The sequence below is a fragment of the Cytobacillus pseudoceanisediminis genome (assembly GCF_023516215.1).
GTDB lineage: Bacteria > Bacillota > Bacilli > Bacillales > Cytobacillaceae > Cytobacillus > Cytobacillus pseudoceanisediminis.
This window is the reverse complement of record NZ_CP097349.1, coordinates 2,913,639-2,927,813: the sequence shown is the minus strand read 5'-3', so window position 1 is coordinate 2,927,813 and position 14,175 is coordinate 2,913,639. Positions and strand designations below refer to the sequence as shown.

Annotated in this window: 9 protein-coding genes, 16 tRNA genes and 3 rRNA genes; 27 read left to right on the top strand and 1 reads right to left on the bottom strand. The window is 45.2% G+C overall.

Annotation, left to right across the window (positions count from 1 at the left end; genetic code table 11):
* Positions 1 to 70: 70 nt before the first annotated feature.
* From M5V91_RS15750 to perR, 7 genes are all read left to right on the top strand, one after another.
* Positions 71 to 1,078 (top strand): ABC transporter ATP-binding protein, encoded by a 1,008-nt coding sequence (locus M5V91_RS15750; RefSeq protein ID WP_009335851.1) that lies wholly within the window; start codon positions 71 to 73, stop codon positions 1,076 to 1,078.
* 33 nt (positions 1,079 to 1,111) lie between these two features.
* Complete coding sequence (locus M5V91_RS15745; RefSeq protein WP_009335852.1) at positions 1,112 to 1,903, top strand: ABC transporter permease; 792 nt, start codon at positions 1,112 to 1,114, stop codon at positions 1,901 to 1,903.
* A gap of 3 nt (positions 1,904 to 1,906) precedes the next feature.
* A complete protein-coding gene (locus M5V91_RS15740; RefSeq protein WP_009335853.1) occupies positions 1,907 to 2,692 on the top strand; it encodes an ABC transporter permease in 786 nt (261 codons plus the stop codon).
* Positions 2,693 to 2,831: 139 nt separating this feature from the next.
* Entirely contained in the window at positions 2,832 to 3,245 is a 414-nt protein-coding gene (locus M5V91_RS15735; protein ID WP_009335854.1) for a potassium channel family protein, read from the top strand.
* A gap of 73 nt (positions 3,246 to 3,318) precedes the next feature.
* Positions 3,319 to 3,789: a thioredoxin-dependent thiol peroxidase gene (bcp, locus tag M5V91_RS15730; protein ID WP_019383514.1), complete on the top strand. Its 471-nt coding sequence runs from the start codon at positions 3,319 to 3,321 to the stop codon at positions 3,787 to 3,789.
* A 605-nt stretch (positions 3,790 to 4,394) separates the two neighbouring features.
* On the top strand, positions 4,395 to 4,952 hold the full coding sequence (locus M5V91_RS15725; protein WP_019383517.1) for a cob(I)yrinic acid a,c-diamide adenosyltransferase: 558 nt from the start codon (positions 4,395 to 4,397) through the stop codon (positions 4,950 to 4,952).
* A 108-nt stretch (positions 4,953 to 5,060) separates the two neighbouring features.
* Positions 5,061 to 5,498, top strand: a complete 438-nt coding sequence (gene perR / locus M5V91_RS15720; protein WP_162272000.1) for a peroxide-responsive transcriptional repressor PerR — start codon at positions 5,061 to 5,063, stop codon at positions 5,496 to 5,498.
* A gap of 113 nt (positions 5,499 to 5,611) precedes the next feature.
* Here the strand turns inward: perR and M5V91_RS15715 are convergent, their stop codons facing one another.
* Positions 5,612 to 5,968 carry a YgzB family protein gene (locus M5V91_RS15715; protein WP_009335859.1) on the bottom strand — a complete coding sequence of 119 codons (357 nt, stop codon included), beginning with the start codon at positions 5,966 to 5,968 and terminating at the stop codon, positions 5,612 to 5,614.
* A gap of 150 nt (positions 5,969 to 6,118) precedes the next feature.
* Here M5V91_RS15715 and M5V91_RS15710 point away from each other — a divergent pair, with 150 nt between their 5' ends.
* The 20 genes from M5V91_RS15710 to M5V91_RS15615 all read left to right on the top strand — a co-directional run bounded on the left by M5V91_RS15710 (position 6,119) and on the right by M5V91_RS15615 (position 13,864).
* Entirely contained in the window at positions 6,119 to 7,003 is an 885-nt protein-coding gene (locus M5V91_RS15710; RefSeq protein ID WP_284522282.1) for a nucleotidyltransferase-like protein, read from the top strand.
* 266 nt (positions 7,004 to 7,269) lie between these two features.
* Positions 7,270 to 8,819, top strand: a 16S ribosomal RNA gene (locus M5V91_RS15705).
* Between the two features lie 300 nt (positions 8,820 to 9,119).
* Positions 9,120 to 12,054: ribosomal RNA gene (locus M5V91_RS15700) — 23S ribosomal RNA — on the top strand.
* A 186-nt stretch (positions 12,055 to 12,240) separates the two neighbouring features.
* Positions 12,241 to 12,357 (top strand): 5S ribosomal RNA (gene rrf / locus M5V91_RS15695).
* Together the 16S, 23S and 5S rRNA genes with 16 tRNA genes alongside form the textbook arrangement of a ribosomal RNA operon.
* Before the next feature lie 20 nt (positions 12,358 to 12,377).
* A tRNA-Asn gene (locus tag M5V91_RS15690) sits at positions 12,378 to 12,452 on the top strand.
* A 3-nt stretch (positions 12,453 to 12,455) separates the two neighbouring features.
* Positions 12,456 to 12,546 (top strand) — tRNA-Ser (locus M5V91_RS15685).
* A gap of 16 nt (positions 12,547 to 12,562) precedes the next feature.
* A tRNA-Glu gene (locus tag M5V91_RS15680) sits at positions 12,563 to 12,637 on the top strand.
* Positions 12,638 to 12,641: 4 nt separating this feature from the next.
* Positions 12,642 to 12,717, top strand: a tRNA-Val gene (locus M5V91_RS15675).
* Between the two features lie 9 nt (positions 12,718 to 12,726).
* Positions 12,727 to 12,800: transfer RNA gene (locus M5V91_RS15670), tRNA-Met, on the top strand.
* A 3-nt stretch (positions 12,801 to 12,803) separates the two neighbouring features.
* Positions 12,804 to 12,880 (top strand) — tRNA-Asp (locus tag M5V91_RS15665).
* 23 nt (positions 12,881 to 12,903) lie between these two features.
* Positions 12,904 to 12,976: transfer RNA gene (locus M5V91_RS15660), tRNA-Phe, on the top strand.
* Positions 12,977 to 12,994: 18 nt separating this feature from the next.
* Positions 12,995 to 13,070: transfer RNA gene (locus M5V91_RS15655), tRNA-Thr, on the top strand.
* Positions 13,071 to 13,087: 17 nt separating this feature from the next.
* Positions 13,088 to 13,170 (top strand) — tRNA-Tyr (locus tag M5V91_RS15650).
* Between the two features lie 7 nt (positions 13,171 to 13,177).
* Positions 13,178 to 13,251 (top strand) — tRNA-Trp (locus tag M5V91_RS15645).
* 11 nt (positions 13,252 to 13,262) lie between these two features.
* A tRNA-His gene (locus tag M5V91_RS15640) sits at positions 13,263 to 13,338 on the top strand.
* 58 nt (positions 13,339 to 13,396) lie between these two features.
* Positions 13,397 to 13,471, top strand: a tRNA-Gln gene (locus M5V91_RS15635).
* A gap of 4 nt (positions 13,472 to 13,475) precedes the next feature.
* Positions 13,476 to 13,550 (top strand) — tRNA-Gly (locus M5V91_RS15630).
* Positions 13,551 to 13,568: 18 nt separating this feature from the next.
* Positions 13,569 to 13,642, top strand: a tRNA-Cys gene (locus tag M5V91_RS15625).
* Positions 13,643 to 13,670: 28 nt separating this feature from the next.
* Positions 13,671 to 13,759: transfer RNA gene (locus tag M5V91_RS15620), tRNA-Leu, on the top strand.
* Positions 13,760 to 13,782: 23 nt separating this feature from the next.
* Positions 13,783 to 13,864, top strand: a tRNA-Leu gene (locus M5V91_RS15615).
* Positions 13,865 to 14,175: the final 311 nt, after the last annotated feature.

Sequence of the window (14,175 nt, the reverse complement as noted above, 5' to 3'; positions counted from 1 at the left end):
TCTAGTTGTGAAGAATGCGCTGTTTGTCTAAACTATTTCATTAGGGCATTAATTGGCAGGAGGAGTAATGATGAATGATGCAATAACAGTACGCAACTTAAAGAAGGAGTTTAAAGCATATTCAAGCCGCTCAGGATTAAAAGGTGCTTTCCGTGACTTGCTTACAAGGAATTATAAGATTGTGCCAGCGGTTAACAATATCAGTTTTAATGTAAAGCAAGGGGAGATGGTTGGGTATATTGGTGAAAATGGGGCGGGGAAATCAACCACCATAAAAATGCTGACGGGGATTCTAACCCCAACCAGCGGTGAAGTGATTGTGAATGGAATGAACCCTCATAAAGACCGTGAAAAATTCGTCAGCACGATTGGAGTTGTCTTCGGCCAGAGATCTCAGCTTTGGTGGGATATTGCTGTACAGGAATCCTTCAGGCTTCTCAAGAAGGTGTATAAGGTTACTGATGAGCAATACGACAGTCATATGGCGCATGTTATCAAAACCTTAGATATTGAACCTCTGCTCGATAAACCGGTCCGGAAGCTCTCACTCGGGCAGAGAATGAGGTGTGAGCTGGCAGCAGCACTCATCCATAATCCTCCGCTGCTGTTTTTAGACGAGCCCACTATTGGGCTAGATGTGCTTGTAAAATTGAAAATCAGGGAGTTCTTAAAGGAAATAAATGAAAAATATAATACAACTATTCTCCTGACTACTCATGATCTTTCGGATATTGAGGCGTTATGCGAACGAGTTGTTATGTTAGATGACGGTAAAATCATTTATGATGGAGCATTAAAAAGCCTGAAGGAAAAATGGGGAGAAGGGAAGGAAATAGAATTTCAATTTCTTGAAGAAGTGGGCCTTGCCGATTTAAACAAGATTACGGCATCATCTGAAGTAAAATGGGAAAAGGATGAGAAAGAAGCGATCTTTACCGCCTTTGTGGAGGATAATGATGAACTGATTTCCCTGCTTATCGCTAAAGTCGTGGCGGATTTGAAAGTGAAAGACATCAATATTAAAGAAACTTCAACAGAGGAAATAATTAGAAATATTTATGACCGGGGGATCTCTTAATGAAAGGATTTATTTATAACCGGGGGTGTTCCTGTGGATAAATATATAGAAATGATTCGGATCCGCTTTTTGATGATGCTTGCCTACCGAACGAATTACTATACAGGCATTCTGATATACAGTATTAATATTGGCGCTTACTATTTCCTGTGGAGCGCCATTTATGGAGAAAAAGATGCGATTGAGGGAATGTCTGTGATCCAGATGTCGACATATGTGGCTGTAGCGTGGATGGCAAGGGCATTTTACTTTAATAATATAGACAGGGAAATGGCTGCTGAGATTAAAGAAGGAAAAGTAGCGGTGGAACTGATCCGCCCATATAATTATTTGGGCATGAAAACGATGCAGGGATTGGGTGAAGGGATATTCCGTCTCTTCTTTTTCTCGGTTCCGGGAATGGCAATTGTCTCGTTCATTTTTCCGCTCCAATTTTCTGCGGATTGGACTACCTGGATTTTCTTTGCGGTATCGATTTTATTAAGTTTTCTTATAAATACGCAAATTAATTTATTGACAGGTATTACCACTTTCTTCTTATTTAATAATACTGGGCTTATCCGGGCGAAAAGAGTTGTGATTGATCTCTTTTCCGGTCTTCTGATTCCTATCAGCTTTTTTCCGGTCTGGGCACAGGATATATTAAGATTTCTGCCCTTTCAGGGTATTAGCTATGTGCCGAGCATGATCTTTACAAATAGCTTTTCAAATAACGAAGCTATACAAGCTATCATTATGCAGGGGATCTGGGTTCTTATTCTGATAATGCCAATTCAGGTTCTGTGGATCATAGCGAAAAAACAGCTCATTATTCAAGGAGGGTGACAGATGTTTTATATAGCCATTTTCTTTCAATATGTCGCCCAATATATGAAAACAAGAATGCAGTACCGTGCAGATTTATTTGTAGAGATCCTTTCAGATCTATTATTTCAGGCAGTCAATTTAATTTTTATCTTAGTCGTCTTTGGCCATACAACTCTCCTTGGGGGCTGGACAAGGGATGAAATTATCTTTATTTACGGATTTTTCCTTGTGCCCTATGCACTGTTTTCATCATTCTTTAATATTTGGGATTTTAATGAGAGATATATTGTAAAAGGAGAACTCGATAGGATTTTGACCCGGCCGATCCATAGTCTGTTCCAAATCGTTTTAGAACGGATGGAACTTGAATCTCTTTTTGGGGCTGTTACTGGAATTGCGGTTATGATTTACGCCGGAAACAGTCTTGGTTTAGAGATATCCTGGACAGATCCATTCTTATTCTTCTTATTTGTGATAGGTGGAATGCTTGTGTACGGTGGCATCTTTGTCATGATTGCCTGCATCAGCTTTTGGGCGGATGCCAGAACATCAATCATGCCGATGATGTACAACATCGGGAATTATGGCAGGTATCCGGTTGATATTTATAATAGTGTCATACGCTTCGTCCTAACCTGGGTGCTTCCGTTTGCCTTTGTTGGTGTATATCCAGCTTCATACTTTTTGGGGAAAGAGGAATGGTTTTTGTATTCCTTTTTAACGCCTGTAATCGGTATAGTATTCTTTAGCATTTCGATTCTGGCTTGGAATTCAGGTGTTAAGCGCTATCGCGGTGCGGGCAATTAAAGACGGGTTAAATCCCTGGCTTTTTTTATGGGAGGAAATTCTGAGTATAAGCAGAAAGACGTTTCAGAGACAGGCTGTCATACAGGACTGGCTATAAGCGTATAAATGAATTGATAAGCATTTCGAAATGAGGTGCAGTATGGCATTTTATTTATCGCTGATTTTAATCGTGCTGTGTATGATCATGAGTCTGCAGACTCTTTTCTCATCCGCCAAGATAAAGGGAAGATGGGTTTCTGTGGAGAATTTCCTTTATCTGATAAGTTTGTATGCAACGATTATGATTGGGTTTGGCCTTATATATATATGGCTTGATTTACATGGGCTGGTGGTTTTAATGGACGGCACTGACTATATGGAAACTGGTTTCCTCGAGAGACTGGAGACGGGTTTCTATTTTAGTGCGGTAACACTTTTTTCAGTTGGGTATGGAGATATCAGTCCTGTTGGTATAGGCAGGCTTATTGCCGTACTGGAAGCGTTAATCGGTTATGTGATCCCGGCAGCATTTGTTGCCAGGGTAGTATTTGATGCAGGTGACCGGGTTTCATAATGCTATCAGTTGTTTTTGACCACAAAGTTGGATAGGCTTAGAGTAAGAAACCTATTCAACAGGAGGAATTAAAATGGCAATTGAAATCGGTAAAGCAGCTCCGGATTTTGAGCTCGAGGCCAGTAATGGTGAAAAGGTAAAGTTATCAGATTACCTCGGGAAAAATATTGTTCTTTATTTTTACCCGAAAGACATGACGCCTGGCTGCACAACCCAGGCATGTGATTTCAGGGACAATCATGATAATTTTGCAGATGTGAATGCTGTCGTTTTAGGAATAAGCCCCGATCCGCTCAGCAGGCATGAGAAGTTTATTGAAAAGCATGGATTGCCTTTCCTGCTGCTTGCGGATGAGGAGCATAAAGCGGCAGATGCCTATGATGTCTGGAAACTGAAAAAGAACTTCGGGAAAGAATACATGGGAATTGAACGTTCCACTTTTATTATTGACAAGGAAGGCAAACTGGTTAAAGAGTGGCGCAAGGTTAAGGTAAAAGGGCATGTCGAGGAGACACTGGAATATATAAAGGAGAATTTGTCCTAGCCGCAAATGGGTTGCCTATTTTTTAACGGAACAAGGCTTTTGTCCATTCCGAAGAACAAGTTTTGCATATCATTTTATTAGGGCATACCTCCTCAGATACTTTTTCGAAACGGACCTGAACAGGTTCGTTTTTTTATGTTTATTATTTTTGCCAAGCGGCATGGGGTGAAACGGTGAATTAAATAAGATGGAGTGGTAGTTATGAAAATTGTTTCTTCCATTTTGCCTCCCAAGAGCTGCAGGAAGAGGCAATACTGGATTTTCCTTAAGGGGATTTTCTATTTATTGACGGATTTGAAGCTGCGGGAAATCCTTTATGATGCTAAGTATTTATTACACATGGGTAAGAATTAATAAGATAAAAAAATTAAAGTGGATTATGGTGATGTCAGCAGGAATAGATGAAATGCATTTCAAAACATGCAATGGGAATGAAATTCTTATGGCTGAGTTTACGCTTGGTACTTTGTTAGGGCATGTTAAATAAACTGCCGGCGGAAAATGAAAAGGTCCAAGTCTGGTTAAATTTTTAAGCATAACCTTCATACATATATATAAAATAACAAAGATTATTAATGCGATCGATTTTGAAAGAGGGTATTAAGATGAGGATTTATACAAAAACGGGAGATAAGGGGACAACGTCATTAATATACGGGCAGAGAGTCAGTAAAAATGACATTCGCGTTGAGGCATACGGTTCATGTGATGAGGCTAATTCTATGATTGGAATGGCCTTAAGCCATTTAAGAAGTGAGTATTTCAGCGGGAAAGAAAAAGTGGAGCAGGTGTTTCATAAAGTGCAGACAGACCTGTTTCATGCAGGAGCAGAGCTGGCAACGCCTGCAGGAAAAGAAGTTAAATGGACGATAAAGCAAGAGGATATCACCTTCATGGAAAAGCAAATTGATGAGTGGGAAGCTGACCTTGGAGCGCTTAATAACTTTATATTACCCGGCGGTCACCCTTCGGGAGCTGCGCTCCATGTAGCTAGAACGGTGGTGAGAAGAGCGGAACGATGTGCGGTCTCGCTCGGTGAAGAAGTGAATCCGATCGTTTTAGTTTATCTGAACCGATTGTCAGATCTGCTGTTTGTTGCTGCCCGGTTTGTCAATCACCATTTAGGCTCCGGTGAGCAATCGCTTCACGCTGAAAAGAGTTGATTCCCTCTATTAAGGAGTTTGTAATATTGACAAATGTGGTAAAAAATTAGTACACTATTTATAAAGATTATAAAGTAAGAATATTTGTTGGAAAAGAGGTGCATGGCGGTGGCGCATATGGAATTAAAAGAGGCGCTGGATACTTTAAAAGATACTGGAGTCCGTATCACTCCGCAGCGTCATGCGATACTTGAATATTTAATAAACTCCATGTCACACCCTACTGCTGACGATATATACAAAGCATTAGAGGGTAAATTTCCAAATATGAGTGTGGCAACAGTTTACAATAATTTACGAGTATTCCGTGAGGTTGGCCTGGTAAAGGAACTGACATATGGTGACGCATCTAGCCGCTTCGATTTTGTAACCACTCATCATTATCATGTCATTTGTGAAAGCTGCGGCAAGATTGTAGACTTCCACTATCCTGGTCTTGATGAAGTAGAGCACCTTGCTTCACATGTTACAGGTTTTAAAATCAGCCATCATAGAATGGAGATTTACGGAACGTGTCCGGATTGTGCAAGTAAAGAAGCTCACTAATAAATTATTTAAAGCTGCCGGCTGTGTGCTGTCAGCTTTTTATTTTTCCATAAAAAAACCGGCTTTCAGTTAGCCGGTCATTCTTAAAACTTGAATATGAAGCAAGAGATAAATCAGCTCTGCTTCGTATTTTTTTTGTTGTATTTTTCATCAAATTCAACGCCCTCAAGTTTTGGATCGAGCGTTAAAGGTTCATTACAGTACATGCACATATCAACTCGGCCAAGCATCTTTGTATGTTTTCCGCAATTTGGGCAAACCACCTGCACGGTTTTTGTTGAAAGCATGCCGATCCAAAAATATACACCGGTGCTAGCAAGAATGCAGAGCATTCCAAGAAGCATAAATATTGTCATGAGAAGAGCGGAATTCCTAAAGAATATTCCGAGATACATAACGATAAATCCGATAAAAATTAAACTAAGGGCAAATGTACGAATCTTATTGATTTTATTTGAGTACTTAGCCATTCTGCTCCCTCCTAAAAACTAACTATACCATACTCCTTTTGCGTAAATAAATATTAATATAGAATGGTGTCGAAAAATGTCTCACATTTAGGAAGGATTTCATTTATAATTGTCGAAGATATACGCTATCAATAAAATGGAGGAATTATGATGGAAGATATTCTCCGTCCTATATATCAAGAACGGGCAAGCCAGACGAACACTCTTGGCGTGATTATGACCGAAAAACTGCAAAAAGCTATTCCTGCTACTGATACATTTGATGCTGTACTGCTGATCCTTGTAGAGGAAGCAGATGAACCTGTGTTTGTTAAACATTACACATATAAAGATAAAAAAGCTGCTCTTCATATTGTGACAGACAAGCAGCTTCGCGAATGGATCCTGCTGGGGTCGAACCGAAAGATCTTTGATTGGCTCTATAATGGGAAAGTTTTATTCGATCGAAATGAATATATTTATAACCTGAAGGTGGAATTAAGAGAATTTCCGTTCTATGGGCGAAAATTAAAAATGGGTCTTGAGTTTGCCAAGCTGATCAGAAGATATATGGATGGCAAAGCCTTTTTTGAAAATCGCCATTATTTTGATGCCTATAACCATATTGTTCATTCCCTTCATCACCTGGCCAGACTGGCTGTTATTGAAAATGGATTCCATCCAGAGGTAACTGTCTGGAACCAGGTAAAGCAAATTGAACCTGAAATAATGAAGCTATATGAAGAATTGGTGAATAGCCAGGAGCCTCTTGAAAAAAGACTGGAGCTTCTGTTTCTTGCAAGTGAATTTCTAATTCATTCAAGAACTAAGCAAGGAATCAGCCATCTTGCAGATGTGCTTGCTGAGAAAGATGCATGGTCCATCCACGATATTATGAACCATGAAGAGCTTTATCTATATGCAGTTGACTTAAGCATGCTTCTTGAGTATTTGATTGATAAGCATTTTATCGAAACAGTAAATGTTGAAACAAAAGGGCAAGGAATTTATCACAGGTATTACAAACTCAAAAAAATTATCGTAAAAAAACTTTAAAAGTTATTGACCTTTATTTAAATCCTTGTTATATTTATATCCGTCGCTGCGATATGAACGAAAAACATTTTCACAGACGACGGATAACTTATAAAAAAAGTGTTGACAACTAAATTCAACACATGTTATATTGATAAAGTCGCTTCTGAGCGATTAGGTAAAATATAACAAAGAGAAATTGATCTTTGAAAACTGAACGAACAAAAACGTCAACGTTAATTCTTTAGTCTTTTTTGAAAAGACAATTTATGAGCTTAATCAACTCTTATATGGAGAGTTTGATCCTGGCTCAGGACGAACGCTGGCGGCGTGCCTAATACATGCAAGTCGAGCGGACAGATGGGAGCTTGCTCCCTGAAGTCAGCGGCGGACGGGTGAGTAACACGTGGGCAACCTGCCTGTAAGACTGGGATAACTCCGGGAAACCGGGGCTAATACCGGATAATTCTTTCCCTCACATGAGGGAAAGCTGAAAGATGGTTTCGGCTATCACTTACAGATGGGCCCGCGGCGCATTAGCTAGTTGGTGAGGTAACGGCTCACCAAGGCAACGATGCGTAGCCGACCTGAGAGGGTGATCGGCCACACTGGGACTGAGACACGGCCCAGACTCCTACGGGAGGCAGCAGTAGGGAATCTTCCGCAATGGACGAAAGTCTGACGGAGCAACGCCGCGTGAGTGATGAAGGTTTTCGGATCGTAAAACTCTGTTGTTAGGGAAGAACAAGTACCGGAGTAACTGCCGGTGCCTTGACGGTACCTAACCAGAAAGCCACGGCTAACTACGTGCCAGCAGCCGCGGTAATACGTAGGTGGCAAGCGTTGTCCGGAATTATTGGGCGTAAAGCGCGCGCAGGCGGTTCCTTAAGTCTGATGTGAAAGCCCCCGGCTCAACCGGGGAGGGTCATTGGAAACTGGGGAACTTGAGTGCAGAAGAGAAGAGTGGAATTCCACGTGTAGCGGTGAAATGCGTAGAGATGTGGAGGAACACCAGTGGCGAAGGCGACTCTTTGGTCTGTAACTGACGCTGAGGCGCGAAAGCGTGGGGAGCAAACAGGATTAGATACCCTGGTAGTCCACGCCGTAAACGATGAGTGCTAAGTGTTAGAGGGTTTCCGCCCTTTAGTGCTGCAGCAAACGCATTAAGCACTCCGCCTGGGGAGTACGGCCGCAAGGCTGAAACTCAAAGGAATTGACGGGGGCCCGCACAAGCGGTGGAGCATGTGGTTTAATTCGAAGCAACGCGAAGAACCTTACCAGGTCTTGACATCTCCTGACAACCCTAGAGATAGGGCGTTCCCCTTCGGGGGACAGGATGACAGGTGGTGCATGGTTGTCGTCAGCTCGTGTCGTGAGATGTTGGGTTAAGTCCCGCAACGAGCGCAACCCTTGATCTTAGTTGCCAGCATTCAGTTGGGCACTCTAAGGTGACTGCCGGTGACAAACCGGAGGAAGGTGGGGATGACGTCAAATCATCATGCCCCTTATGACCTGGGCTACACACGTGCTACAATGGATGGTACAAAGGGCTGCGAGACCGCGAGGTTAAGCGAATCCCATAAAACCATTCTCAGTTCGGATTGCAGGCTGCAACTCGCCTGCATGAAGCCGGAATCGCTAGTAATCGCGGATCAGCATGCCGCGGTGAATACGTTCCCGGGCCTTGTACACACCGCCCGTCACACCACGAGAGTTTGTAACACCCGAAGTCGGTGGGGTAACCTTTTGGAGCCAGCCGCCTAAGGTGGGACAGATGATTGGGGTGAAGTCGTAACAAGGTAGCCGTATCGGAAGGTGCGGCTGGATCACCTCCTTTCTAAGGATATTTACATGAAACGTGACGTGTTTTGTTCGTTCAGTTTTGAGAGTTCAATCTCTCAATGAAAGATTCGTTCTTTGAAAACTAGATAATGATAATGAAGAAGCAATAACCGAGTAATCGCCATCTTAGTTTTTTCTCTTATTTTGAAAATAAGTAAGAGCACAAACCATGAGGACGATGAGCGGCAAGGAGATCAAGGAAGCGACCGAGTGAGCACCGGAGCGTACTTCAGTACGTGAGGAGCGGAGCGAGAGAGCTGACGCAGAGATCCGCAGTCGATCAGCGGCCGAAGTAGGTTAAGTTAGAAAGGGCGCACGGTGAATGCCTTGGCACTAGGAGCCGATGAAGGACGGTACTAACACCGATATGCTTCGGGGAGCTGTAAGTAAGCTTTGATCCGGAGATTTCCGAATGGGGAAACCCCCTATCCGTAATGGGATAGGATCTTTACCTGAATACATAGGGTATAGAAGGCAGACCCGGGGAACTGAAACATCTAAGTACCCGGAGGAAGAGAAAGCAAACGCGATTCCCTGAGTAGCGGCGAGCGAAACGGGATTAGCCCAAACCAAGAGGCTTGCCTCTTGGGGTTGTAGGACACTCTACACGGAGTTACAAAGGAACGAGGTAAATGAACAGGTCTGGAAAGGCCGGCCAGAGAAGGTAAAAGCCCTGTAGTTGAAACTTCGTTCCCTCCAGAGTGGATCCTGAGTACGGCGGGACACGAGAAATCCCGTCGGAAGCAGGGAGGACCATCTCCCAAGGCTAAATACTCCCTAGTGACCGATAGTGAACCAGTACCGTGAGGGAAAGGTGAAAAGCACCCCGGAAGGGGAGTGAAAGAGATCCTGAAACCGTGTGCCTACAAGTAGTTAGAGCCCGTTAATGGGTGATAGCGTGCCTTTTGTAGAATGAACCGGCGAGTTACGATTACATGCGAGGTTAAGTTGATGAGACGGAGCCGCAGCGAAAGCGAGTCTGAATAGGGCGAATGAGTATGTGGTCGTAGACCCGAAACCAGGTGATCTACCCATGTCCAGGGTGAAGTCCAGGTAACACTGGATGGAGGCCCGAACCCACGCACGTTGAAAAGTGCGGGGATGAGGTGTGGGTAGCGGAGAAATTCCAATCGAACTTGGAGATAGCTGGTTCTCTCCGAAATAGCTTTAGGGCTAGCCTCATGTAGTAAGAGTCTTGGAGGTAGAGCACTGTTTGGACTAGGGGCCCCCATCGGGTTACCGAATTCAGACAAACTCCGAATGCCAAAGACTTATCCATGGGAGTCAGACTGCGAGTGATAAGATCCGTAGTCAAGAGGGAAACAGCCCAGACCACCAGCTAAGGTCCCAAAGTATACGTTAAGTGGAAAAGGATGTGGAGTTGCTTAGACAACCAGGATGTTGGCTTAGAAGCAGCCACCATTTAAAGAGTGCGTAATAGCTCACTGGTCGAGTGACTCCGCGCCGAAAATGTACCGGGGCTAAACGTATCACCGAAGCTGTGGATTGACATCTTACGATGTCAGTGGTAGGAGAGCGTTCTAAGGGCGTTGAAGCCAGACCGCAAGGACTGGTGGAGCGCTTAGAAGTGAGAATGCCGGTATGAGTAGCGAAAGATGGGTGAGAATCCCATCCACCGAATGCCTAAGGTTTCCTGAGGAAGGCTCGTCCGCTCAGGGTTAGTCGGGACCTAAGCCGAGGCTGAAAAGCGTAGGCGATGGACAACAGGTTGATATTCCTGTACCACCTCTTTACCGTTTGAGCAATGGGGGGACGCAGGAGGATAGGGTAAGCGCGCTGCTGGATTAGCGCGTCCAAGCAGTTAGGCCGGTAACGAGGCAAATCCCGTTACCACACAGGCTGAGCTGTGACGGCGAGGGAAATTTAGTACCGAAGTTCCTGATTCCACACTGCCAAGAAAAGCCTCTAGCGAGGGAAAAGGTGCCCGTACCGCAAACCGACACAGGTAGGCGAGGAGAGAATCCTAAGGTGAGCGAGAGAACTCTCGTTAAGGAACTCGGCAAAATGACCCCGTAACTTCGGGAGAAGGGGTGCTCATTAGGGTGAATAGCCCTGATGAGCCGCAGTGAATAGGCCCAGGCGACTGTTTAGCAAAAACACAGGTCTCTGCGAAGCCGCAAGGCGAAGTATAGGGGCTGACGCCTGCCCGGTGCTGGAAGGTTAAGAGGAGAGGTTAGCGCAAGCGAAGCTTTGAATCGAAGCCCCAGTAAACGGCGGCCGTAACTATAACGGTCCTAAGGTAGCGAAATTCCTTGTCGGGTAAGTTCCGACCCGCACGAAAGGCGTAACGATCTGGGCACTGTCTCAACGAGAGACTCGGTGAAATTATAGTACCTGTGAAGATGCAGGTTACCCGCGACAGGACGGAAAGACCCCGTGGAGCTTTACTGTAGCCTGATATTGAATTTTGGTACAGCTTGTACAGGATAGGTAGGAGCCTGAGAAGCCGGAGCGCCAGCTTCGGTGGAGGCGTCGGTGGGATACTACCCTGGCTGTATTGAAATTCTAACCCGCGCCCCTTATCGGGGCGGGAGACAGTGTCAGGTGGGCAGTTTGACTGGGGCGGTCGCCTCCTAAAAAGTAACGGAGGCGCCCAAAGGTTCCCTCAGAATGGTTGGAAATCATTCGCAGAGTGTAAAGGCACAAGGGAGCTTGACTGCGAGACCTACAAGTCGAGCAGGGACGAAAGTCGGGCTTAGTGATCCGGTGGTTCCGCATGGAAGGGCCATCGCTCAACGGATAAAAGCTACCCCGGGGATAACAGGCTTATCTCCCCCAAGAGTCCACATCGACGGGGAGGTTTGGCACCTCGATGTCGGCTCATCGCATCCTGGGGCTGTAGTCGGTCCCAAGGGTTGGGCTGTTCGCCCATTAAAGCGGTACGCGAGCTGGGTTCAGAACGTCGTGAGACAGTTCGGTCCCTATCCGTCGTGGGCGCAGGAAATTTGAGAGGAGCTGTCCTTAGTACGAGAGGACCGGGATGGACGCACCGCTGGTGTACCAGTTGTCTTGCCAAAGGCATCGCTGGGTAGCTATGTGCGGAAGGGATAAGTGCTGAAAGCATCTAAGCATGAAGCCCCCTCGAGATGAGATTTCCCATAGCGTCAAGCTAGTAAGATCCCTGAAAGATGATCAGGTTGATAGGTCAGAGGTGGAAGCGTGGCGACATGTGGAGCTGACTGATACTAATCGATCGAGGACTTAACCAAAACGAAAAGCGGAGGCGACTGTTCAACTTCGAGAGAAGTTAGGAGCCGAAGCTAGACAAGTTATTGGTGAATACTCGGCAAATTCTTCTTCATACATTATCTAGTTTTGAGGGAACGAAAAATAGTAAATTTCCTCTTGAAAAATGATAAAAAGACGGTATAATAATACTTGTCTTTGAAAAATAGTCTGGTGGCGATAGCGAGAAGGTCACACCCGTTCCCATACCGAACACGGAAGTTAAGCTTCTCAGCGCCAATGGTAGTTAGGGGCTGTCCCCTTGTGAGAGTAGGACGCTGCCGGGCTGTTTTACAAATATCACTATTCCGCAGTAGCTCAGTGGTAGAGCATTCGGCTGTTAACCGAACGGTCGTAGGTTCGAATCCTACCTGCGGAGCCAAATGGAGAGCTGTCCGAGTGGCCGAAGGAGCACGATTGGAAATCGTGTATACGCTAACCGCGTATCAAGGGTTCAAATCCCTTGCTCTCCGCCATTATTAATTCTATATTGGCCCCTTGGTCAAGCGGTTAAGACACCGCCCTTTCACGGCGGTAACACGGGTTCGAATCCCGTAGGGGTCACCATAATGGAGGATTAGCTCAGCTGGGAGAGCATCTGCCTTACAAGCAGAGGGTCGGCGGTTCGATCCCGTCATCCTCCACCATATTATTGTCGCGGGGTGGAGCAGTCCGGTAGCTCGTCGGGCTCATAACCCGAAGGTCGCAGGTTCAAATCCTGCCCCCGCAATTTGGTCCGGTAGTTCAGTTGGTTAGAATGCCTGCCTGTCACGCAGGAGGTCGCGGGTTCGAGTCCCGTCCGGACCGCCATTTTTACAATATTAATAATATTTGGCTCAGTAGCTCAGTCGGTAGAGCAAAGGACTGAAAATCCTTGTGTCGGCGGTTCGATTCCGTCCTGAGCCACCTTTACTGAATTGATTTGCCGGTGTAGCTCAATTGGTAGAGCAACTGACTTGTAATCAGTAGGTTGGGGGTTCAAGTCCTCTCGCCGGCACCATTTTTTTATGTTAATATGGAGGGGTAGCGAAGTGGCTAAACGCGGCGGACTGTAAATCCGCTCCTTCGGGTTCGGCAGTTCGAATCTGCCCCCTCCACCATTTATATAGGGGTATAGTTTAATGGTAAAACGAAGGTCTCCAAAACCTTTGATGTGGGTTCGATTCCTACTACCCCTGCCAATTTTATAATGGCGGCTGTGGCGAAGTGGTTAACGCATCGGATTGTGGCTCCGACACTCGTGGGTTCGATTCCCATCAGTCGCCCCATAATTTTAAAGTAACAGTACGAGTATAACTCTCATATAAATGTAATATGAACGATCAATGGGCTATAGCCAAGCGGTAAGGCACCGGACTTTGACTCCGTCACTCGCAGGTTCGAATCCTGCTAGCCCAGCCATTTTGCGGAAGTAGTTCAGTGGTAGAACATCACCTTGCCAAGGTGGGGGTCGCGGGTTCGAATCCCGTCTTCCGCTCCAGAATAAACTTCAATTTATGGCGGCATAGCCAAGTGGTAAGGCAGAGGTCTGCAAAACCTTTACCACCGGTTCGAATCCGGTTGCCGCCTCCATAATCTAAATCTTGATTCGCTGATATACGCCGGGGTGGCGGAACTGGCAGACGCACAGGACTTAAAATCCTGCGGTAGGTGACTACCGTACCGGTTCGATTCCGGTCCTCGGCACCACAAGATTTACTACATTTTAATATGCCGGTGTGGCGGAATTGGCAGACGCGCACGACTCAAAATCGTGTTCCTTCTGGAGTGTCGGTTCGACCCCGACCACCGGTATCTAAAAAAGGTTTCCTAATAGGGAAACCTTTTTTGTTGTTAATTAAAATCTGTGCAAATTTTAAAGCGGAAAGCAAATATCAATGCAGCCCTTCTGCTGATTGTGATGCAAGTTGTTTCAATGCAGGGTTCCGAACGATTCAGAGGGTGGTTTCGAAATGGGGTTCTGAACTGTTCGGAAGTAATTCAAAAGGACATAATTATTGACTTAGCAGGAGGAAAAAAACGATGTGTCCTAATGTTGTGAATTGAGCGGAACTAATAACTGAAGAGGCGAAAAAGAATCTCTAAATTTCGAAGATGTTATGTGA